The sequence below is a fragment of the Pseudomonas sp. 2 genome (assembly GCF_056627435.1).
Genome location: NZ_JBWXNG010000002.1, coordinates 190163 through 210410, shown reverse-complemented (window position 1 = coordinate 210410; position 20248 = coordinate 190163). Strand labels below are relative to the sequence as shown.

General features: G+C 59.9%; 19 protein-coding genes. 8 read left to right on the top strand and 11 right to left on the bottom strand.

What is annotated here, in order from left to right; genetic code table 11:
• Window positions 1-16 precede the first annotated feature (16 nt).
• Both ybaK and AC1MEK_RS03980 read left to right on the top strand, forming a co-directional pair.
• Entirely contained in the window at window positions 17-487 is a 471-nt protein-coding gene (gene ybaK, locus AC1MEK_RS03985) for a Cys-tRNA(Pro) deacylase (protein ID WP_480394966.1), read from the top strand.
• Window positions 488-523: 36 nt separating this feature from the next.
• Window positions 524-1324, top strand: a complete 801-nt coding sequence (locus tag AC1MEK_RS03980) for a PhzF family phenazine biosynthesis protein (RefSeq protein WP_480394965.1) — start codon at window positions 524-526, stop codon at window positions 1322-1324.
• Window positions 1325-1435: 111 nt separating this feature from the next.
• Here AC1MEK_RS03980 and AC1MEK_RS03975 read toward each other — a convergent pair whose 3' ends face one another.
• Complete coding sequence (locus tag AC1MEK_RS03975; protein WP_480395264.1) at window positions 1436-2503, bottom strand: ABC transporter ATP-binding protein; 1068 nt, start codon at window positions 2501-2503, stop codon at window positions 1436-1438.
• A complete protein-coding gene (gene argF / locus AC1MEK_RS03970) occupies window positions 2500-3420 on the bottom strand; it encodes an ornithine carbamoyltransferase (protein ID WP_480394964.1) in 921 nt (306 codons plus the stop codon). The genes AC1MEK_RS03975 and argF overlap by 4 nt, the downstream gene beginning before the upstream one ends.
• Before the next feature lie 448 nt (window positions 3421-3868).
• Here argF and AC1MEK_RS03965 point away from each other — a divergent pair, with 448 nt between their 5' ends.
• The 3 genes from AC1MEK_RS03965 (at window position 3869) to grxD (ending at window position 6874) form a co-directional block, all read left to right on the top strand.
• The gene (locus AC1MEK_RS03965; protein ID WP_093461232.1) at window positions 3869-4171 is read left to right on the top strand and encodes a hypothetical protein; all 303 of its coding nucleotides are present in this window, start codon (window positions 3869-3871) and stop codon (window positions 4169-4171) included.
• 148 nt (window positions 4172-4319) lie between these two features.
• Window positions 4320-6428 carry a molybdopterin oxidoreductase family protein gene (locus AC1MEK_RS03960; RefSeq protein WP_480394963.1) on the top strand — a complete coding sequence of 703 codons (2109 nt, stop codon included), beginning with the start codon at window positions 4320-4322 and terminating at the stop codon, window positions 6426-6428.
• A 116-nt stretch (window positions 6429-6544) separates the two neighbouring features.
• Entirely contained in the window at window positions 6545-6874 is a 330-nt protein-coding gene (gene grxD / locus AC1MEK_RS03955) for a Grx4 family monothiol glutaredoxin (RefSeq protein ID WP_480394962.1), read from the top strand.
• A gap of 1031 nt (window positions 6875-7905) precedes the next feature.
• Here grxD and bfr read toward each other — a convergent pair.
• The 4 genes from bfr to pyrC all read right to left on the bottom strand — a co-directional run bounded on the left by bfr (window position 7906) and on the right by pyrC (window position 10732).
• Complete coding sequence (gene bfr, locus AC1MEK_RS03950) at window positions 7906-8382, bottom strand: bacterioferritin (RefSeq protein ID WP_480394961.1); 477 nt, start codon at window positions 8380-8382, stop codon at window positions 7906-7908.
• A 201-nt stretch (window positions 8383-8583) separates the two neighbouring features.
• On the bottom strand, window positions 8584-8802 hold the full coding sequence (locus AC1MEK_RS03945) for a bacterioferritin-associated ferredoxin (protein WP_480394960.1): 219 nt from the start codon (window positions 8800-8802) through the stop codon (window positions 8584-8586).
• Window positions 8803-9014: 212 nt separating this feature from the next.
• Window positions 9015-9689, bottom strand: a complete 675-nt coding sequence (gene rnt, locus AC1MEK_RS03940) for a ribonuclease T (RefSeq protein ID WP_480394959.1) — start codon at window positions 9687-9689, stop codon at window positions 9015-9017.
• Window positions 9686-10732: a dihydroorotase gene (gene pyrC, locus AC1MEK_RS03935; RefSeq protein ID WP_480394958.1), complete on the bottom strand. Its 1047-nt coding sequence runs from the start codon at window positions 10730-10732 to the stop codon at window positions 9686-9688. Before pyrC ends, rnt begins: the two co-directional genes overlap by 4 nt.
• Before the next feature lie 146 nt (window positions 10733-10878).
• Here pyrC and AC1MEK_RS03930 point away from each other — a divergent pair, with 146 nt between their 5' ends.
• Together AC1MEK_RS03930 and AC1MEK_RS03925 are read left to right on the top strand one after the other, a co-directional pair.
• Entirely contained in the window at window positions 10879-11880 is a 1002-nt protein-coding gene (locus tag AC1MEK_RS03930) for a flagellar protein MotY (protein ID WP_480394957.1), read from the top strand.
• A 129-nt stretch (window positions 11881-12009) separates the two neighbouring features.
• Window positions 12010-13227 carry an argininosuccinate synthase gene (locus AC1MEK_RS03925; protein ID WP_480394956.1) on the top strand — a complete coding sequence of 406 codons (1218 nt, stop codon included), beginning with the start codon at window positions 12010-12012 and terminating at the stop codon, window positions 13225-13227.
• Between the two features lie 173 nt (window positions 13228-13400).
• On the opposite strand, the gene AC1MEK_RS03920 is transcribed toward AC1MEK_RS03925, so the two are convergent.
• Window positions 13401-13964 (bottom strand): hypothetical protein, encoded by a 564-nt coding sequence (locus tag AC1MEK_RS03920; protein WP_480394955.1) that lies wholly within the window; start codon window positions 13962-13964, stop codon window positions 13401-13403.
• Between the two features lie 1130 nt (window positions 13965-15094).
• Between AC1MEK_RS03920 and AC1MEK_RS03915 the strand changes: the two genes are divergently transcribed.
• Window positions 15095-15721, top strand: a complete 627-nt coding sequence (locus tag AC1MEK_RS03915) for a response regulator (RefSeq protein WP_480394954.1) — start codon at window positions 15095-15097, stop codon at window positions 15719-15721.
• Between the two features lie 117 nt (window positions 15722-15838).
• On the opposite strand, the gene AC1MEK_RS03910 is transcribed toward AC1MEK_RS03915, so the two are convergent.
• The 4 genes from AC1MEK_RS03910 to metG all read right to left on the bottom strand — a co-directional run bounded on the left by AC1MEK_RS03910 (window position 15839) and on the right by metG (window position 19950).
• Window positions 15839-16018: a PA3496 family putative envelope integrity protein gene (locus AC1MEK_RS03910; protein ID WP_480394953.1), complete on the bottom strand. Its 180-nt coding sequence runs from the start codon at window positions 16016-16018 to the stop codon at window positions 15839-15841.
• 107 nt (window positions 16019-16125) lie between these two features.
• Complete coding sequence (nth, locus tag AC1MEK_RS03905) at window positions 16126-16764, bottom strand: endonuclease III (protein WP_480394952.1); 639 nt, start codon at window positions 16762-16764, stop codon at window positions 16126-16128.
• A gap of 62 nt (window positions 16765-16826) precedes the next feature.
• Complete coding sequence (gene rsxB / locus AC1MEK_RS03900; protein WP_480394951.1) at window positions 16827-17861, bottom strand: electron transport complex subunit RsxB; 1035 nt, start codon at window positions 17859-17861, stop codon at window positions 16827-16829.
• A gap of 46 nt (window positions 17862-17907) precedes the next feature.
• Complete coding sequence (metG, locus tag AC1MEK_RS03895; protein ID WP_480394950.1) at window positions 17908-19950, bottom strand: methionine--tRNA ligase; 2043 nt, start codon at window positions 19948-19950, stop codon at window positions 17908-17910.
• Window positions 19951-20248: the final 298 nt, after the last annotated feature.

Sequence of the window (20248 nt, the reverse complement as noted above, 5' to 3'; positions counted from 1 at the left end):
CCGTCTGGAGTGCTGCATGACCCCCGCATTGGATCTACTGAAAAAAGCCCGCGCCGAACACCGTGTCCACAGCTATGAACATGATCCGAAAGCGCCGTCCTACGGCCTGGAAGCCGCTGAAAAGCTGAATCTGCAACCGGCCCAGGTGTTCAAGACGCTGCTGGCCAGCACCGAGAAGGGCGAGTTGCTGGTGGCCGTGGTGCCGGTAGTGGGTTCGCTGGATCTCAAGGCGCTGGCCCACGCTGCCGGCGCAAAAAAAGCCGAAATGGCTGACCCGGCAGCGGCCCAGCGTGCCACGGGCTATCTGCTCGGCGGCATCAGCCCTCTGGGGCAGAAGAAAAGACTGCGAACCTTCATCGACGAGTCTGCTCAACCGTTCGCGACGATTTTCGTCAGCGCCGGTCGCCGCGGGCTTGAAGTCGAGCTGTCGGCTGCAATCCTTGCACAATACACCAGCGCGACCTTTGCCCACATCGGGCGCGAGTGATCCGCACGCCACCTTCAACCCTCGGGGATGCCTTCCATGCAGCTTGAATTCCACCAGGTCGACGCCTTCAGTGACCGGCCGTTCGCGGGTAATCCGGCGATGGTCTATCGCCTCGATGCCTGGCTGTCGGACGAATTGATGCAGCATATCGCCGCCGAACACAACCTCTCGGAAACCGCCTTCGTGGTGCGCGAGGCGCAGGGCTGGCACATCCGCTGGTTCACCCCGACCAGCGAGGTGCCGCTGTGCGGCCATGCGACGCTGGCCAGTGCGTTCGTGTTGTATGAGAAATATGGAGAAACCTCGGACGCCATCCAGTTCATCAGCAAGTCAGGGCCGCTGAATGTCACGCGGGAGAACGGCCGCCTGTTGCTCGATTTCCCGGCGATGCCGCCCAGTGAGGTCGGTGTGACGGTGGATATCGAGCGGGCGCTGAATGTTGATGTGGTCGATGTGCTGGGCTCGGCGGAGTTGCTGGTGGTGCTGGAATCCGAACAGGCGGTGCGTGACTGCCGGCCGGATCTTGCTGCCATCGCCCGCTTGCCCTGGCCCGGGGTGATCGTGACGGCCAAGGGCGATGGCGAGCGCTACGATTTCGTGTCGCGCTATTTCGCCCCGGCGATCGGTATCGCAGAAGACCCGGTGACCGGCGCGACCCATTGCGCGCTGATTCCCTATTGGTCGGCGCGGCTGAACAAGTTCAGCCTGACGGCGCTGCAGTGCTCGCGGCGTGGCGGTGAGCTGTTCTGCCGTCTGGAAGGAGATCGGGTGAAGATTGGCGGGTATGCGACGTTGGTGGCCAGCGGCACGCTGCGCCTGAACACCGACCCTCTGTAGGAGCGACCGGGGTGGCGCTCCACTTTATTCGCGAATGGCCGGGGCAGGCGATGTATTTATGTCGCCTGTTGGATTTCGCGAATAAATTCGCTCCTACAGGGGGATCGTATTTCAGTCGGAAACGGCGGCGCTGCCCTGCGCCGGGAATAGCACCAAATGTTCAGTTGAAACGCGAATCCCCACCGTTTCCCCGGCGCGCAAATCCGCGTGACTGGGGAACAGCGCTTCGAGCTGGGTGCCCGTGGGCATTCGCAGGCGGTACAGGGTGGTGGCGCCCTGGAATGTCTTGCTGGCAACGGTTGCCTTGAGGTCGCTGTCCGGGGCGTGGACGATGTCGTCCGCGCGCAGCAGCACGTCCATCGGCGCGCCGTTCACGCCCGGGTAGGCGCGGTTGCCGCGCAGCAGGCCCAGTTCGGTCTGCACCGTGTCGCTGTCCTGCAACTGCCCGCGAATGAAATAGCCCTGGCCCACGAAACTGGCGACGTAGGGTGTAGCCGGTTCGTGATAGAGGTTGTAGGGCGTATCCCACTGCTCCAGGCGGCCTTCCTTGAACACGCCGACATAATCGCTGACGGCGAAGGCTTCCTCCTGATCGTGGGTCACCAGGATCGCACTGGTGCCACGGGCCTTGAGAATGTCGCGCACCTCATGGCTCAGGCGCCGGCGCAACTCGCCGTCGAGGTTGGAAAACGGCTCATCGAGCAGCAGCAATTGCGGCTCTGGTGCCAGCGCACGGGCCAGGGCGACACGTTGTTGCTGGCCGCCGGAAAGCTCGTGAGGATGACGCTTGCCCAGTGCGCCGAGGTTGACCAGCTCCAGCATCTCCTGCACCACCTGCGCCTGGCGCGGGTGGTTGCGAATGCCGAAGGCAATGTTGTCGGCCACGGTCAGGTGCGGGAACAGCGCGTAGTCCTGAAACACCATGCCAATCCGCCGTTTCTCCGGGGCCAGGGTAAAACCGGCCTTGGAGATGACTTCATCGGCCAGCACGATCTCGCCCTCATGCACCGGCTCGAAACCGGCGATGGCGCGCAGCGTGGTGGTCTTGCCGCAACCCGAGGAGCCCAGCAGGCAACCGATGTCACCGGCGTTGAGGTGCAGATCGAGGTTCTGCACCACACGTTGGTCCTGGTAGCCACAGGCGAGGTTGCGCAGTTTCAGCAGCATAAGCGTGCTCAGGCCGGTTTGTAGGCGGGCGCGACGAGGAACTCCAGCAGCGCCTTCTGCGCGTGCAGTCGGTTTTCAGCCTGGTCCCAGGCAACGGAACGGGCATCGTCGAGCAGGTCTTCGCTGATTTCCTCGCCGCGATGCGCAGGCAAGCAGTGCATGAACAGCACGTCCTCGGCGGCCTGGTCGAGCAGTTCGCGGGTGACCTGGAACGGCTTGAACAGCGCGTTGCGCTTGGCGGTCTCGTCTTCCTGGCCCATGGAGGTCCAGACGTCGGTGCTGATCAGGTGAGCGCCCTTGACCGCTTCACGTGGATCGCGAGTCAGGGTGACGCGGTCACCGGCCAGCGCCATGAACTGCGGGTTGGGCTCGTAGCCCTCGGGGCAGGCGACGCGCAGCTGGAAGTCGAACTGGATCGCGGCTTCTATATAACTGTTGCACATGTTGTTGCCGTCGCCGATCCAGGCCACGGTCTTGCCCTTGATCGAGCCACGATGCTCGAGGAAGGTCTGCATGTCGGCGAGCAACTGGCAAGGATGCAGATCGTCCGACAGGCCGTTGATGACCGGCACGCGGGAATTGGCAGCAAACTCGGTGAGGTTGCTGTGGGCGAAGGTGCGGATCATCACCGCATCGACCATGCGCGACATGACGCGTGCGCCGTCGGCAATCGGCTCGCCACGGCCCAGTTGGGTGTCGCGCGGCGACAGAAAGATAGCCTGACCACCGAGCTGGATCATCCCGGCTTCGAACGAAACCCGGGTACGAGTCGAAGATTTCTCGAAGATCATCGCCAGCACGCGACCGCGCAGCGGCTCGAACAGCACGCCGCGGTTGCGCAGGTCCTTCAGCTCAATGCCTCGGCGGATCACGCTGCCGAGCTCATCTGGCGTGTAGTCCATCATCGAGAGAAAGTGCCTGGTGATCATCATTAACTACCTTGTCTGCAACAGACCGCAGGTCCTCAAAGCCGGGTTTTATCGGGAAAACGGGCGGGAACTGCGGCAAAAGCCGCACGGGGCGACGAATAGGGAAGGCGCGAGGGTATAAGAAAATGTCGCCTCGTGCCAAGGCCCGGCACACCGGAAAATAATCGTCAGACGTTCGGTAGCCTGAAAATGCCGTTGTCAGGACGCTTTTCATGTAACGAAGTGCTACAGTTGCTCACGCAGGGAAGGCACTTCGCCATCGCTGCTGATGTCCAACGGCAGAGGTTGTACACCGGGCCCTAAAGTCTGCGCAATTACTGCCGATTCTGTAATAGTTTCAAATTGATGCAAACCTTGCGACGTGCTTCACGCCGTGGAAACCGGGACGTTTCCTAAACCAGTGGCGTGGGTTATAAAGGCTGCTTATGTCCTCCAGAAGAGGTGGGGAATGGATTCAAAAGAGAAACAACTGACGGAACTGCTCGGGCTCACGGCCCGTACCCTCACGCACCTCACGGCTTCCATGACCTCGATGTCATTCGAGCTGATGCGCAGCGAGGATGAAGTCACCCGCTCGGCCGGCCGTCGCATGATCGACCGCATGGCCACCATCAGCTCAGGCCTGGACGATCACTGGCGTTTGATAGGCGAACTGACCGGCGTGCAGGTGTCTCAGGAACAGGTCGAAACCGTTCACGAGATCCAGATGCAGCGCAAGGTGGTCACCCCCATCGGTGGCTCCGCTTCCTGATCCCTCTTTTCCCTGCACGGGCGAGTCATCGGCTCGCCTGATGCTGTCCGATTCACGGCACTGACCTTTCTGGCGAAGTGCTGCACCAGCCTCCATAGTTCTGATTCCGCGATCTGTCTGATCGCCACACAAGAACATGAGACTGGCGATGACCAAGACTCTGCACCACCGTGCGTGCCACCTGTGCGAGGCCATCTGCGGCCTGACCATCGAAACCACGCTCGAAGACGATGGCGCCGTGCGCATCAGCTCGATCAAGGGCGATGCGCTGGACACCTTCAGCCGTGGGCACATCTGCCCCAAGGCCGTGGCCCTGCAGGATATCCAGAACGATCCTGACCGCCTGCGCCAGCCCATGCTGCGAGTGGGCGATCAGTGGCAGGCCATCGAGTGGCAGGCGGCGTTCGATCTGGTGGCCGAGCGGTTGGCAGACATTCAGGCCCGCCACGGGCAGAACGCGGTCGCGGTGTATCAGGGCAATCCCAGCGTTCACAACTACGGGCTGATGACCCACAGCAATTACTTTCTGGGCCTGCTGAAAACTCGCAACCGCTTTTCGGCAACGTCTGTCGACCAACTGCCCCACCATCTGACCAGTTACCTGATGTATGGCCACGGCCTCCTGTTGCCGATCGCCGACATCGATCACACCGATTTCATGCTGATTCTGGGCGGCAATCCGCTGGCCTCCAACGGCAGCATCATGACCGTGCCTGACGTCGAGAAGCGCCTGAAGGCCATTCAGGCCCGCGGTGGCAAGGTGGTGGTGGTCGATCCGCGGCGCAGCGAAACGGCGGCCATTGCCGATCAGCACCTGTTCATCCGCCCTGGTGGCGATGCCGCCTTGCTGTTCGGGCTGTTGCACACCCTGTTCGACGAGGGCCTGACCCGCGAAAGCCATCTGCCGATCGATGGCCTTGAAGAGGTGCGAGCGGCCATCGCGCCCATGGACGCCGAGGCCATGAGCCTGCGCTGTGGCGTGCCTGCCGGGCAGATCCGTCAGCTGGCACGGGATTTCGCGGCGGCCGACAAAGCGGTCTGCTACGGGCGCATGGGGATTTCCACCCAGACCTTCGGCACCTTGTGCCATTGGCTGGTGCAGTTGATCAACCTGGTCACCGGCAACCTCGACCGCGTCGGTGGCGCGCTGTGCACGCAACCGGCGCTGGACCTGGTGGCGTCGACTTCCGGCGGTGGTTTCAACCGCTGGCAGAGCCGCGTCTCCGGGCTGCCCGAATACAACAGCGAACTGCCGGTTTCGGCGCTGGCCGAAGAGATGCTCACCGAGGGCGAAGGGCAGGTGAGGGCGCTGGTGACCGTTGCCGGTAATCCGGTGTTGTCGACACCCAATGGCCGCCAGCTGGATCAGGCGCTTTCCGGGCTCGAGTTCATGGTCAGCGTCGACCTGTACATCAACGAAACCACCCGCCACGCCGACCTGATCCTGCCGTCGACCTCGGCGCTGGAAAACGATCACTACGACACCACCTTCAACATGTTCGCGGTGCGCAACGTGACGCGCTTCAACCGCGCAATTCTCGCCAAGCCCCAGGGCGCGCTGCACGACTGGGAAATCTTCGTCGGCCTTGCCCGCGCCTTCGCCGCCCGGACCGAGCGGGAACTAAAACCGACCATTGCGCCCGCACAGATGGTCGATCGCGGCCTGCGCGCCGGGTTCTACGGCGATGCTTCGGACACTAGGCTCTCGCTGGAGAAGCTCTTTGACCATCCCCACGGCCTGGATCTCGGCGCCTTGCGGCCCAACCTGGCGACGCGCCTGAGAACCGCCAATCAGCACGTACAGGCCGCGCCCGAGGTGATCCTGGCTGACCTTGTGCGTTTTGCCACGCAGTCTGCGCCTGGCGTCGACGAATTGCTGTTGATCGGGCGGCGTCATGTGCGCAGCAACAATTCCTGGATGCACAACTATCACCGGCTGGTGAAGGGCAAGCCGCGCCACCAGTTGCTGATGCACCCCGAAGACATGGCTCGGCGGGGCCTCTGCGACGAACAGCGGGTGAAAGTCAGTTCGCGGGTCGGGATGATCGAGGTGGAGGTAATGGGCAGCGCCGACATGATGCCGGGCGTGGTGAGCCTGCCTCACGGCTGGGGCCACGGCCGACCGGGGGTGCAGATGGACATCGCGCGCGGGCAACCGGGGGAGAGCGCCAACGACCTGACCGACGAGCGGTATCTGGACGCAGTTTCCGGTAATGCTGCGCTCAATGGCGTGCCGGTGACCGTCGCGGCGGCATGACGCCCGTCATATTTATCGGAGCGATTAAAGCCAAGACCGAGCGTTACGCTAGGCTTTCCGTTACAATGCGCCACCGTGTCGACTTTTAGAGTCGTAAAGTTCAGCCGAGGTGCTCCGTGGATATCATCGAAACGATCAAAGACCAGATTGCCAAAAACACCGTTCTGCTCTATATGAAAGGCGCTCCAAATGCCCCTCAGTGCGGTTTCTCGGCCAAGGCTTCCCAGGCGCTGATGGCTTGCGGCGAGAAGTTTGCGTACGTCGACATTCTGCAGAACCCTGAGATTCGTGCGAACCTGCCAAAATACGCCAACTGGCCGACCTTCCCGCAGTTGTGGGTGGACGGTGAGCTGGTCGGTGGTAGCGACATCATTGTCGAGATGCATGCCAACGGTGAGTTGCAGCCGTTGATCAAGGCGGCGTTTGAGAAGAATGCTACTGCTTGATGCTTGATTCGGTTGCGTCGAAACCCCGCTTTCTTTTTTAGAGGCGGGGTTTTTTATTGGCCTTTGCATCACCGCCAATATTGAGTTTTGTGGTGGCGCTGATTGGATCTGGCTAACGCCAGACCTGTTTCGACTTCGTCGAGTTACTTGGAAAAGACACCCAAGTAACCAAGGTGTCCTGCTCCTGGTTTGGCCCCTCCTGCGTCGGGGTACCCTCACTCCGGCGATGTTCCGTGGGCCCGGCGCGAATGGGCCATCCATGGCCCCGCGCCTCGCGCGGCATCCTGCCGCTTGACCCACTCCACATCGCCTGCGTTCGGCCTGCACCCAAGTCGCGATTTGTGGTGTTTGGACGATCGCGCACGAAGATCAAAAGCAACGGCAACGGCAACGGCAACGGCAACGGCAACGGCAACGGTTGGTGTTGTGCAGTCTGCTTTTGATTCTGCCCGAAGGGCGTAGGAGCTTGGCTTGCCAGCGATCTGGCGCGCAGCGGCAGTAAATCCATACGCCCTGGCCGTGTCAGGCATACCGCATGCGCAGGGTTTGCTGCCGGTTCCCGGCAGATCGCTGGCAAGCCGGGCTCCTACGGCCTTCGGCCAGAAGCAGATCGCGAACACCCACAAACGCGCATCCGCTTTTGATTTTGATCTTCGTGCGCGGTAGTCCAGACGACACAAAACGCGACTTGGGTGCAGGCTGAATGGAGGTCTCGCGCAGTGGGCCAAGCGGCAGGATGCCGCGCGAGGCGCGGGGCCATGGATGGCCCATTCGCGCCGGGCCCACGGAGCGAGACCGGAATGAAGGAAGTCCGACGAAGGAGGACCCAAACCAGGAGTAGGACACCTTGGTTACTTGGGTGTCTTTTCCAAGTAACTCGGCGGAGCCGAAACAGGTCTGGCGTTAGCCAGAACAAAATGGCGTCATCACTACAAATGGATAAGTACGCGATCTCAAAGCCGGCAAAAGCCCACAAAAAAGCCCGCATCCATCTCTGGCTGCGGGCCATTCGAAGCGACAGAAACTGAAAATCAGTCCTCTTCACCCATCTGCGACTGCAGGTAATTCTCGATACCGATCTTGTCGATCAGACCTAGCTGGGTTTCCAGCCAGTCGATGTGCTCTTCCTCGGACTCCAGAATGTCCTCGAGCATTTCACGGCTGCCGAAATCGCCAACGGTTTCGCAATGAGCGATCGCCGCTTTCAGATCCGCGTGGCCCTTCTTCTCGATCTTCAGATCGCACTCCAGCATTTCCTTGGTGTGCTCACCGATCAGGATCTTGCCCAGGTCCTGCAGGTTAGGAATGCCTTCCAGAAACAGGATGCGCTTGATCAGTTTGTCAGCGTGCTTCATCTCGTCGATGGATTCTTTGTACTCGTGCTTGCCCAGCTTGTTCAGGCCCCAGTCCTCGTACATGCGCGCATGCAGGAAGTACTGGTTGATCGCGACCAGCTCGTTTCCGAGGATCTTGTTGAGATGCTGGATGACTGTAATGTCGCCTTTCATGATCGAGGTCCTGTCGAAGATGTTTGTCTATAGGCTGCAAGTTTGAGCCCGCAACTATCTACTGTCAAACCTAAGTTGTTGAATAATAAGTGAAAATGAATAGAAATAAGAATGTTTGTATTCCGCATCTTAGTGCTAAGCAATTGAATTACAGGCATAAAAAAACCGGACACAAGGTCCGGTTCTTTGAAAAATGGTGAATTATGCGGCTGAAAATTCTGCTGGATAGGCCAGCGCAGCCTGGGTGGTTTGCAGTTCAGTCAGGGTTGCGCGGACCACTTCCTTGGCCAGGCAGGCGCATTTCCCACATTTGCTGGCGACACCCAAGGTCTCGCGCACTTCACGATAGCTGCAGCATCCTTCCATGATCGCTTCGCGGATTTGTCCGTCGGTGACACCGGTGCAGAGGCAGACATACATAAAAAAAAGGACCGTCGCTGAGTTATTTGCGATATGGGACGGATACTAATGTTAATGAGAATGCTTGTCAAAAGTACTTCCTGAACCGCAGCTGAAGCCCGATGAGTGGTCGATTTCTCGAGCGTTTCACCGAACCTGTGGGAGCCGGCTTTGTAAAACACCGGCCATAAAAAACCGGCCACAAGGACCGGTTTTCCCCACCTGCATCGACCTCAATCGTCGAAATCGTGCCAGCCGCCCATTTCCTTCCAGCGGTTGACGATGCCGCAGAACAGCTCGGCGGTTTTCTCGGTGTCATAGCGCGCCGAGTGGGCCTCGCGACCGTCGAAATCGATGTCCGCCGACTGGCATGCCTTGGCCAGTACGGTCTGCCCATAGGCCAGGCCCGCCAAGGTTGCCGTGTCGAAGCTGGAAAACGGGTGAAACGGGTTGCGCTTCATGTCCAGCCGCGCCACAGCGGCGTTCAGGAAGCCCAGGTCGAAGCTGGCGTTGTGGCCGACCAGAATCGCACGCTTGCAGCCGTTGGCTTTGAGGGCCTTGCGCACGCCACGGAAGATGTCGGTCAGCGCGGTTTCTTCACTCACGGCCATGCGCAGCGGGTGATCGAGCTTGATCCCGGTGAACTCCAGGGCTGCGGCTTCGATGTTGGCGCCTTCGAACGGCTCGACGCGGAAGAAGTAGGTGTGTTCGGGGAACACGAAGCCCTTGTCGTCCATGCCGATGGTGGTCGCGGCAATTTCCAGCAATGCATCGGTGGCCGCGTTGAAACCGCCGGTTTCTACGTCGACAACCACTGGCAGGTAGCCGCGAAAACGCGCTGCCATCGGGTGCCGTGAGCCTGTACCGCCGGAGCCGTCCTGCTCGTCGTCGTAAAGGTCTTCACTCACGCGTTGTCCTCCAGCAGGCGCCAGCGCAGTTTTTCACCGGCGCGCAGCGGGATCACCGACAGCTCGCCAAACGGCAGGCTGGCAGGTGCGGTCCATTCTTCACGGACCAGCGTGATGGTGTCAGTGTTGGCGGGCAGGCCGTAGAACGCCGGGCCGTTGAGGCTGGCGAAACCTTCGAGCTTGTCCAGTGCATTGCGCTGCTCGAACGCTTCGGCATACAACTCGATCGCCGCGTAGGCGGTATAGCAGCCGGCGCAACCGCAGGCGGCTTCCTTGGCGTGCTGGGCGTGAGGCGCCGAGTCGGTGCCCAGGAAGAACTTGCTGCTGCCGCTGGTGGCAGCGTCCAGCAGCGCGACCTGGTGGGTGTTGCGCTTGAGGATCGGCAGGCAGTAGAAATGCGGGCGAATACCGCCAACCAGCATGTGGTTGCGGTTGTACAGCAGGTGATGGGCCGTGATGGTCGCGCCGACGTTGGCCGAGGCCTCGTTGACGAACTGCACGGCATCGCCGGTGGTGATGTGCTCGAACACCACTTTGAGGGTCGGGAAGCGCTCGACCACACGACGCATGTGCTCGTCGATGAAGATCTTCTCGCGGTCAAACACGTCGATGTCGCTGCGGGTCACTTCGCCGTGGATCAGCAGCGGCATGCCGACTTCAGCCATGACTTCCAGCACGTGGAAGATCTTGTCGACGCTGGTCACGCCGGAATCGGAGTTGGTGGTCGCGCCGGCCGGGTACAGTTTGGCCGCATGCACAAAGCCCGACGCCTTGGCGGCGCGGATGTCTTCGGGCTGGGTCAGGTCGGTGAGGTAGAGCACCATCAATGGCTCGAAGCGGCTGCCTTGCGGACGAGCGGCGAGGATGCGCTTACGATAGGCATCGGCTTGCTCGGCGTTGCGTACCGGCGGCACAAGGTTCGGCATGATGATGGCGCGGCTGAAAGTGCGGGCCACGTCAGCGACGGTGTGGGGCAGAACAGCGCCATCACGAAGATGGATATGCCAGTCGTCGGGGCGCAGGAGGGTCAGGCGGTCGGACATTGGGAATTCCAGGCGGGTAAAACGTGCCCGAATCGTACCGGAAAAGACTCATTCAGGCACTCGCTATCAAGTTTTGTACGAACTATCCGATAGAGACGTGTAAGCGATAAATCTTGTTACGCGGTAAATTTTTTGTGGAGCCTCCCGTGCGCCAGCGATATCTAGCCCTGCTCAGTGTGTTTGCCAGCCTGCCGGCTGTGGCACTCACTTTCCAGACCCGTCTGGAGAACATCGAGTGGAAGGTGGAAGGCGACCAGTTCGAATGCCGCCTGAGCCAGCCGATCACCGATTTTGGTGCCGGTGAGTTCGTGCGCCGCGCGGGCGAGCAGGCCACGTTCCGCCTCAAGGCCAACGGTTACAGCCTGGCGGCCGGATCGGCGACGCTGATCGCCGCCGCTGCGCCGTGGCAGCCTGGCCGGGGTGATCTGAACCTGGGCGCGGTGCGGATCGGCAACGGCAATGTTCCGTTCAACACCAGCCAGGCCCAGGCCGGGCGGCTGATCGCCGGTTTGATGGAAGGCCGCAGCCCGGTCATTCGTCACAGCCTGCGTGACGGCGGCGGGGCGATGGAAGTTCGCCTGCTGCCAGTAAAGTTTTCCTCGGCTTATAACGAATTTCAGGCCTGTACGGCCAAGCTGCTGCCCATGAATTTCGATCAGGTCAGCAAGGCCGAAATCGGCTTCCCCGGTGGCGGTATCGATCTGGATAACCAGGCCAAGCGTCAGCTCGATACCGTGCTGGCTTATATGAAGGCTGATCCCTCGGTGAATCGGGTCGATCTGGACGGCCATTCCGACAACAGCGGCAATCGCCTGACCAATCGCGATCTGTCTCGCCGCCGTGCACTGGCGGTCATGGACTACCTCAAGGCCGCAGGTGTGCCGGAAGAGCAGATCACCGTGCGTTTCCATGGCGAGCAGTATCCCTTGGTGCCCAACACCAACAACGCCAACCGGGCGCGCAACCGCCGGGTGAATATTCATCTGGAGCGCGTTGCCGAGCTCAAGCCGGCCGTCGCGCCGACACCTGCGCCTGCACAGGCTCCGGTGCAGCCGCCCGAGCCAATTCCGGCACCGGCTGCAGTGCCTGCGCCTTCTGCAACGCCGGGGCCGACTTCCACGTTGGGCTCGCCACCCAAGGCCAAATAACCGCTTTGCAGTAGTCGTGTGCTCGACAGTTTCTGTCGCTTCGTCGTCAGAAGCTGTCGCGACACTGTAAATCCACGGGTTTGAACGGTAGAATCAGCGGTTTTCCGTACAACGCGTTGGAGTGATGGCATGGCGGACGTTAACAAGGTAGTTCTGGCGTATTCCGGTGGCCTGGATACTTCGGTAATCCTCAAGTGGCTGCAGGATACGTACAACTGCGAAGTGGTGACCTTTACCGCTGACCTGGGTCAGGGCGAAGAGGTCGAACCAGCACGCGCCAAGGCGCAAGCCATGGGCGTCAAAGAAATCTACATCGACGATCTGCGCGAAGAATTCGTGCGTGACTTCGTCTACCCGATGTTCCGCGCCAACACCGTCTACGAAGGCGAGTACCTGCTGGGTACTTCCATCGCACGTCCGCTGATCGCCAAGCGCCTGATCGAAATCGCCAACGAAACTGGCGCTGACGCCATTTCCCACGGCGCCACCGGCAAGGGCAACGACCAGGTGCGTTTCGAACTGGGTGCCTACGCGCTCAAGCCAGGTGTGAAAGTGATCGCGCCATGGCGTGAGTGGGACCTGCTGTCCCGCGAGAAGCTGATGGACTACGCCGAGAAGCATGGCATCCCGATCGAGCGTCACGGCAAGAAGAAATCCCCGTACTCCATGGACGCCAACCTGCTGCACATCTCCTATGAAGGCGGCGTGCTGGAAGACACCTGGACCGAGCACGAAGAAGACATGTGGCGTTGGACCGTCTCGCCCGAGAAGGCTCCGGACCAGCCGCAGTACCTGGAACTGACCTACCGCAACGGCGACATCGTCGCACTGGACGGCGTCGAAATGACCCCGGCCACCGTTCTGGCGACCCTGAACCGCATCGGTGGCGAGCATGGCATCGGCCGTCTGGACATCGTCGAGAACCGTTACGTGGGCATGAAGTCCCGTGGCTGCTATGAAACGCCTGGCGGCACCATCATGCTCAAGGCGCACCGCGCCATCGAGTCGATCACCCTTGACCGCGAAGTCGCGCACCTCAAGGACGAGCTGATGCCCAAGTACGCCAGCCTGATCTACACCGGCTACTGGTGGAGCCCTGAGCGTCTGATGCTGCAACAGATGATCGACGCCTCCCAGGCCCACGTGAATGGCGTTGTGCGCCTGAAGCTGTACAAGGGCAACGTGATCGTCACCGGCCGCAAGTCTGATGACTCGCTGTTCGACGCCAACATCGCCACCTTCGAAGAAGATGGCGGCGCGTACAACCAGGCCGACGCGGCCGGTTTCATCAAGCTCAACGCATTGCGCATGCGCATTGCCGCGAACAAGAACCGCAAGTTGTTCTGATCGCTGAAGCTGGTTTCGGTGCAACCCCGCGTGGGGTTGTACCGTTCTTTCGTCGGCCTGGCCGTACGTTCTATCGATGTGCAGTTTCCCTCCCGTTCATCCAGTTGCGCCTCAACACGGCGGCGTTAGTTTCACCCTGCCGGGTGCGAGTGCATCAATCGTCAAGCCCGAGATCATTCATGTTTATAGTTCGGCGCGTCGGAAAATGACGCGTCGTCATTGTCGTTTTTTAATGGGTTATTGAATGCGAAGCGATAGGCCTTACCGATGTTCCAGATATCTCGTACAGAGAGATTCAACAGCTGTGCGATTTCGGGCACTGTGTAACCCAGTGCCGAATAGTGCATCGCATGACCCGCCACCGTATCGTCGACCGTCGTGGTTTCCCGATCCCGTAATGAACGGGTGCCTCTGACGGGGCGGTTGCAGACAATCTTCACACCGTTCTCGCTGGCCATGCGCCTGATCTCCTTGCGCTTCATCTTGAGCGAATACTGCAGCGCAGTGACGCCTGCACCTTTGGCCACCAGGCCTTTGAGCCGTTCGATTGTCGTCTCTGCAGGTTCCTGGGTATCCCTCTGGCGGATGATCTGGGTGGCGTCTGGCGAGGCAGTTGCCGATTCCCCTGCGGCGACCACGCTGATGATTCCTCCCTGGGCCACATAACGTTCTACGGCATGGGCGATTTCGAGCTGTTCGTTAACGGGCTTCGTTGTTAATCCTGCTTTTTCGGTCATGGTTTATTCCTTTGAACATCCGGGTGTAAGCGGGCAGGTGTCAAGGTCGTGTGGCGATCGTATAACTTCCACACACCAGGTTCGGTATCTTCAGATTGGCCGAAGCCGGCTCGCGTTTAATTCAAGGCAAGATAAATAGCGGATGATGATGCGGGTGAGGCCGGTAGAGACTTGTTGTTTCGTTTTTAGTTGTCGGAACAGGAGAGTGTTTGATGAAAAAAGTAACGACTGGAAAAGCGTTTTGCAAGTAAAAAATGCTTTTTTGCAGGGCGGCCGCTGTCGCTTTTTTGGGGTCTTACATAAGTGCCGGCTGGTGTCTGTTAGTGGTGTAGTATTTTTCTTCTTCTTGAAAAGTTGTCTGGATTTACAAGAGGTAATGGTATTACGTGAGTGTCGGAGGAGCAGCGCTCCTGATCATATGTTCAATTGACGTCTTCTTGTCATGCGTATGGAAATGTTTTCTGTAGACGAGTGGCGAAGGCGGGGCGCCACGTCGTTCGAGTCTGATAATGGCGAGTGGGCCTGCGCGGTTGGGGCTGAGATTGGGAACGGTCTGAAACGTATGTAGGCTTTTTCCGTAAATATATATGTATGTAAAAGCACGTTTTCAAGTGTGTATTTTTTCAACGTCAGCACGGATTCGGCGGTGGGGTCGTGATTTGCAATATTTTCTGGCGCCGCCCTTTCTGACAGCTCCGGCGGATGCGCTTATTCTGATCCGTAACGCGGTCGCAAGGTTGCAGGCCGCCCGACCGCCCGCGCAGACAGCGTGAGTACAAAAATGATCTTTTTTGGTGTGCATATATATTCCTGATATCGCACCTGCGCGGAGCGAATAGTCCAATGAGGTATTACGTGAATGGTCAGGCTTGCTGCAGTAATGAAGCCTACGTTGGGTGGCGACCGTATCCTGCGTCTGATCGCTCCCGTCGGACGTTCAACAGGCCGGTAAAACAAATGGAAGCCCTGGGAATGAACCCGCATAAACCAAATTTTGTAGGAATTTTCTGCTGTTTGAGTGGGAAAGGTCTCTGGCTGCTTGCTCTCGCGGAGGACCGCCATGCAAAGCACTAAACTACTAAGCTATTGTGCGGGCTCTGAAAATTCGAACAGCAAAGAATGGATTGCTCATGAATAAAGTGTTGATCGTGGATGATCACCCGGTCATTCGTCTTGCCGTGCGCATGTTGATGGAGCGTCATGGGTACGAAGTCATCGCCGAAACGGACAACGGTGTGGATGCGCTGCAGCTGGCGCGCGAGCATTTGCCCGATATCGTCATTCTGGATATCGGCATCCCGAAGCTCGATGGCCTGGAGGTCATTGCCCGTCTCACGGCCATGACCTTGCCGTTCAAGGTGCTTATCCTGACGTCGCAATCGCCGGGGCATTTCTCCATGCGTTGCATGCAGGCAGGAGCTGCTGGCTATGTCTGCAAACAGCAGGATCTCACCGAGCTGCTGAGTGCGATCAAGGCGGTATTGTCCGGGTACAGCTATTTCCCGAATCAGGCGCTGCACACTGTCCGGTCGAGCCTGGGCAATGCCAGCGAGGCAGAGATGGTTGATCGGCTATCGGGGAGGGAGATGATGGTGCTTCAGCAACTGGCCCGTGGCAGGACCAACAAGGAGATTGCCGATGGCATGTTTCTGAGCAACAAGACGGTGAGTACCTACAAGACCCGGCTGCTGCTCAAACTCAATGCGCACTCGTTGGTGGATCTCATCGAACTGGCTCAACGAAACGGCTTGTCATAGTGCGCCCGGATAGCTTGCGGCGGTGCGTCGTTTCCCGAGCTCTTGCAGAGACTCAGTTGAGCTCATATCGCCGGACCGAGCCTCTCAAAGAGTGCAGAGGCTTGGGGCAAATGGCGATCAAAGATCGAAGTCGTAGTCTGCCAGTTGTTTCTGCAGACGGCGTTCTTCCAGCAGGTTGTCGATGGTGCGGCGCTTGCTCAGGTTGGTTTTTGCGGTTTCCGCAGGTACTTGCGCGGCTTCGTCGGCATCGGCCGATACGAAGTCGTCATCCACATCCATCTGCTCTTTGTCACTCATGAAAGTTGACTCCAGGCTTAGACTGTCATTGGCGCACCTTATAACGACAAACTTCGACCGGGTAAAAAAGATTTTTTCAATCGATCATTCGATAAAAATCCTATCGCTCAATCGTCCGAGGTTTTCTGCTTGAATTCGCACAGGTCCTCGATTCGGCAACTGCCGCAGCGGGGCTTGCGGGCCACGCACACGTAGCGGCCGTGCAGAATCAACCAGTGGTGGGCGTCCAGCAGATAGTCCTTGGGGACGAACTTCATCAGCTTGTTTTCCACTTCCACGACATTCTTTCCCGGCGCGATGCCGGTGCGGTTGCTCACGCGAAAAATGTGAGTGTCCACCGCCATGGCCAGTTGCCGAAACGCCGTGTTGAGCACCACGTTCGCGGTTTTGCGGCCCACGCCGGGCAGCGCTTCGAGTGCTTCGCGGGTTTGTGGGACTTCTCCGCCATGTAGTTCCACCAGCATGCGGCAGGTCTCGATGACGTTTTTCGCCTTGCTGTTGTACAGGCCGATGGTCTTGATGTATTCCGAGAGCCCGTCGACGCCTAGGTCATGAATGGCCTGGGGCGTGTTGGCGACCGGGTAGAGGCGTGCCGTGGCCTTGTTCACACTGACGTCGGTCGCCTGAGCGGAGAGGATCACTGCGATCAGCAATTCGAACGGCGTGGTGTAGGACAGTTCGGTTTTCGGGTCAGGATTGTCTTCGTGCAAGCGACGAAAGATTTCCAGTCTTTTTGCGGCATTCATCAGTGCGCTTTCCCTGGGAAAGGATCAGATCCTGTTGGGCGTAGGTCTTCAGGCGGGCGGGCTCAAGCCTGATCGGCTTCGAGGTCTTTGAGCGCCTGCTCGGCTCGTGTCACGTCATCGCTCAAAGCGGCAACCCGCTCGTTTGGCGCCTCGGCGGTTTGGGCTTTCTTCAACGCGGCGCGGCTCATCGCCAGCTGAATCTTTGCTCGGTTCAACGCAGCCTTGTCTGATGCTGCCGGGGCCGGATTTGCAGCAGGTTCGAGCGCTGTGCCATTCGATTCAGCATCCTGCAGCCGAGCCAGTTCTCGCTCTGCGGCCTCGAACGCGAGTTGCATGGCCACCAGTTGCGCGGCCTGCTCGGCTGTGGGCGGATGACCGAAGGCCTTCAGCGATTTGTTCAGCTGTGCGCGGCTCATGGCCAAGTTGATGCGCGCCTGTTTCAGCGCCGCATCGCCCTGGGCAGCTTTCTGCGCCCGGACTCTTTCCAGCGCCGCCTGCACAGGATCGACCGCTGTCACCGGTTGCGCCACTGACGGCTGTTTGCGAGCCTGACGCTCAGCCTGGCGCTGGCGTTCTTCACGCTGCAGGCGGGCATTGCGTGCTTCGAAGCGCTGGCGTGCGTGATTGCGTTTGGCGGTCCGCGCCTCTCGCTGGGCGTTGTTGAAGGCGAGGCCACCGACGATGGGCACTACGGTTGCCATTGGCAGCGGGATCAGGTCGATACAGTCGACCGGGCAGGGCGCCACACACAGGTCGCAGCCGGTGCATTGGTCGACGATTACCGTGTGCATCAGCTTCGCCGCGCCGACGATGGCGTCCACCGGGCAGGCCTGGATGCACTTGGTGCAGCCGATGCACTCGGCTTCGCTAATGAAGGCCACTTGTGGCGGGGCGTTGCCGCGCTCGTTGTCCAGGGCGATGACGTTGACATTCAGCAGGCGCGCCAGTGCTGCGATGGTTTCATCGCCGCCAGGAGGGCACTTGTTGATCGCTTCGCCGCTGGCGATCCCTTCGGCGTAGGGCTTGCAGCCGGGGTGGCCGCATTTGCCGCACTGGGTTTGCGGCAACAGGGCGTCGATGCGCGAAATAAGGCTCATGGGTTGACCCGACCGACGCCCCGTAGGAGCGTCGGCCACGTTCAGGTTACTTGATGCGTTGGCCTGGCTTGGCGCCGCTGTCGGGGCTCAGCAGGTAGATTTCTTCGCCGCCAGGGCCGGCAGCCATCACCATGCCCTCGGAAATGCCGAAGCGCATTTTCCGTGGCTTGAGGTTGGCGATCATCATGGTCAGGCGACCTTCCAGCTCGGCCGGGTTCGGGTAGGCGCTCTTGATGCCGGAGAACACGTTGCGTTTCTCGTCGCCGATATCCAGGGTCAGGCGCAGCAGCTTGTCGGCGCCTTCCACGTGTTCGGCCTTCTCGATCAGCGCAACGCGCAGGTCGATCGCAGCAAAGGCATCGAAGTCGATTTCCGGCGACAGCGGATCCTTGCCCAGCTCGCCATTGCCTTGGGGCTGGGCATCGGTGGCACTGGCGGCGAGGTCTTCTTTCGAGGCGTCGGTCATGGCTTGCACTTTTACAGGATCGATACGGGTCATCAGGGCCTGGAACGGGTTCAACTGGTGGTTGGCGAGTCGGGTCAGGTGATCGTTCCAGGTCAGTGGCGCGACGTTGAGGAACTGCTCCGCATCGGCCGCCAGGTTCGGCAGCACCGGCTTGAGGAAAATCACCAGCTGGCGGAACAGGTTCACGCCTTGGGCGCAGATCGCCTGGACTTCATCCTGCTTGCCTTCCTGTTTGGCCAGCGACCAGGGGGCCTTGTCGGCGATCCAGGCGTTGGCGCGGTCGGCCAGGGCCATGATTTCCCGCATGGCACGGGCGAAGTCACGGGCCTCGTAGGCTTCGGCGATGCTTGGCGCAGCGGCCAGGAACGCTTCGGTCAGCTCCGGAGCGGCATCCCCAGCCACCAGCACGCCAGCGTTGCCCTTGTGAATGAAGCCTGCGCAGCGACTGGCGATGTTGACCACCTTGCCAATCAGGTCGGAGTTGACCTTCTGCACGAAGTCTTCCAGGTTCAGGTCCAGATCGTCGACGCCACGGCCCAGCTTGGAGGCGTAGTAGTAGCGCAGGTATTCCGGCGACAGGTGCTCAAGGTAGGTGCGCGCCTTGATGAAGGTGCCGCGGGACTTGGACATCTTCTGGCCGTTGACGGTCAGGTAGCCGTGCACGTTGATGCCGCTTGGCTTGCGGAAGCCCGAACCTTCGAGCATGGCCGGCCAGAACAGGGCGTGGAAGTTGACGATGTCCTTGCCGATGAAGTGGTACAGCTCGGCGGACGAATCCTTGTTCCAGAATGCGTCGAAATCCAGGCCCGGCGTACGGTCGCACAGGTTCTTGAAGCTGGCCATGTAGCCGATCGGCGCGTCCAGCCAGACGTAGAAATACTTGCCCGGCTCGTCCGGAATTTCAAAGCCGAAGTACGGCGCATCACGGGAGATGTCCCACTGCTGCAGGCCGGAGTCCAGCCATTCGGCGATCTTGTTCGCCACCGCGTCCTGCAGGGTGCCGCTGCGGGTCCAGCTCTTGAGCATCGCGTCGAAGGCGGGCAGGTCGAAGAAGAAATGCTTCGAATCCTTGAGCACCGGGGTCGCGCCGGAAATCGCCGATTTCGGGTCTTTCAGGTCGGTCGGGGCGTAGGTGGCGCCGCATTTTTCGCAGTTGTCGCCGTACTGATCCTCGGTGCCGCACTTGGGACAGGTGCCCTTGATGAAGCGGTCGGCCAGGAACATTTTCTTTTCCGGGTCGAAATACTGGGTCACCGAACGGGTGGCGATGTGGCCGGCGTCACGCAGGCGGGTGTAGATCAGGCTCGACAGCTCGCGGTTTTCCTCGGCGTGGGTCGAGTGGAAGTTGTCGAAGTCCACCAGGAAGTCGGCAAAGTCGGCGCTGTGTTCGGCCTGGACGTTGGCGATCAGTTGCTCCGGGGTGATGCCTTCCTTTTCCGCGCGCAGCATGATGGCCGAGCCATGGGCGTCGTCTGCGCAGACATAGATGCACTGGTTGCCGCGGTGCTTCTGGAAGCGCACCCACATGTCGGTCTGGATGTACTCGAGCATGTGGCCAAGGTGAATGGAACCATTGGCATAGGGCAGGGCGCTGGTGACGAGGATCTTGCGTGGCTCGGACATGGGGCTCGGCTACTTGAAGTGAAACGGAGACCGGCAACTATAAAGGGCTGAGCGTTTTTTTTCATCCCGCAGTGTCGGCTTGTTTTGTGGGAACGCCGCCGTTGATCGGTGGGAACACACCTACCTCCCTGTAGGAGCGAATTCATTCGCGAACAATCTGTCAGGCGAAAGAGATGTGTCGGACATGCCGGCCATTCGCGAATGAATTCGCTCCTACAGAGTGGAGAGTCGCAGGCGAGCGCCCATTGCTCCGACAGACGCGGTAGGATAGCCGCCTGTTTTGCTCAGTCTTTTTCGG

Coding starts and splice junctions, on each gene's coding strand:
- ybaK (WP_480394966.1), top strand. CDS start 17: ATGACCCCCGCATTGGATCTACTGAAAAAAGCCCGCGCCGAACACCGT.
- AC1MEK_RS03980 (WP_480394965.1), top strand. CDS start 524: ATGCAGCTTGAATTCCACCAGGTCGACGCCTTCAGTGACCGGCCGTTC.
- argF (WP_480394964.1), bottom strand. CDS start 3,420: ATGATCACCAGGCACTTTCTCTCGATGATGGACTACACGCCAGATGAG.
- AC1MEK_RS03965 (WP_093461232.1), top strand. CDS start 3,869: ATGGATTCAAAAGAGAAACAACTGACGGAACTGCTCGGGCTCACGGCC.
- AC1MEK_RS03960 (WP_480394963.1), top strand. CDS start 4,320: ATGACCAAGACTCTGCACCACCGTGCGTGCCACCTGTGCGAGGCCATC.
- bfr (WP_480394961.1), bottom strand. CDS start 8,382: ATGAAAGGCGACATTACAGTCATCCAGCATCTCAACAAGATCCTCGGA.
- AC1MEK_RS03945 (WP_480394960.1), bottom strand. CDS start 8,802: ATGTATGTCTGCCTCTGCACCGGTGTCACCGACGGACAAATCCGCGAA.
- pyrC (WP_480394958.1), bottom strand. CDS start 10,732: ATGTCCGACCGCCTGACCCTCCTGCGCCCCGACGACTGGCATATCCAT.
- AC1MEK_RS03925 (WP_480394956.1), top strand. CDS start 12,010: ATGGCGGACGTTAACAAGGTAGTTCTGGCGTATTCCGGTGGCCTGGAT.
- AC1MEK_RS03920 (WP_480394955.1), bottom strand. CDS start 13,964: ATGACCGAAAAAGCAGGATTAACAACGAAGCCCGTTAACGAACAGCTC.
- AC1MEK_RS03915 (WP_480394954.1), top strand. CDS start 15,095: ATGAATAAAGTGTTGATCGTGGATGATCACCCGGTCATTCGTCTTGCC.
- AC1MEK_RS03910 (WP_480394953.1), bottom strand. CDS start 16,018: ATGAGTGACAAAGAGCAGATGGATGTGGATGACGACTTCGTATCGGCC.
- nth (WP_480394952.1), bottom strand. CDS start 16,764: ATGAATGCCGCAAAAAGACTGGAAATCTTTCGTCGCTTGCACGAAGAC.
- rsxB (WP_480394951.1), bottom strand. CDS start 17,861: ATGAGCCTTATTTCGCGCATCGACGCCCTGTTGCCGCAAACCCAGTGC.
- metG (WP_480394950.1), bottom strand. CDS start 19,950: ATGTCCGAGCCACGCAAGATCCTCGTCACCAGCGCCCTGCCCTATGCC.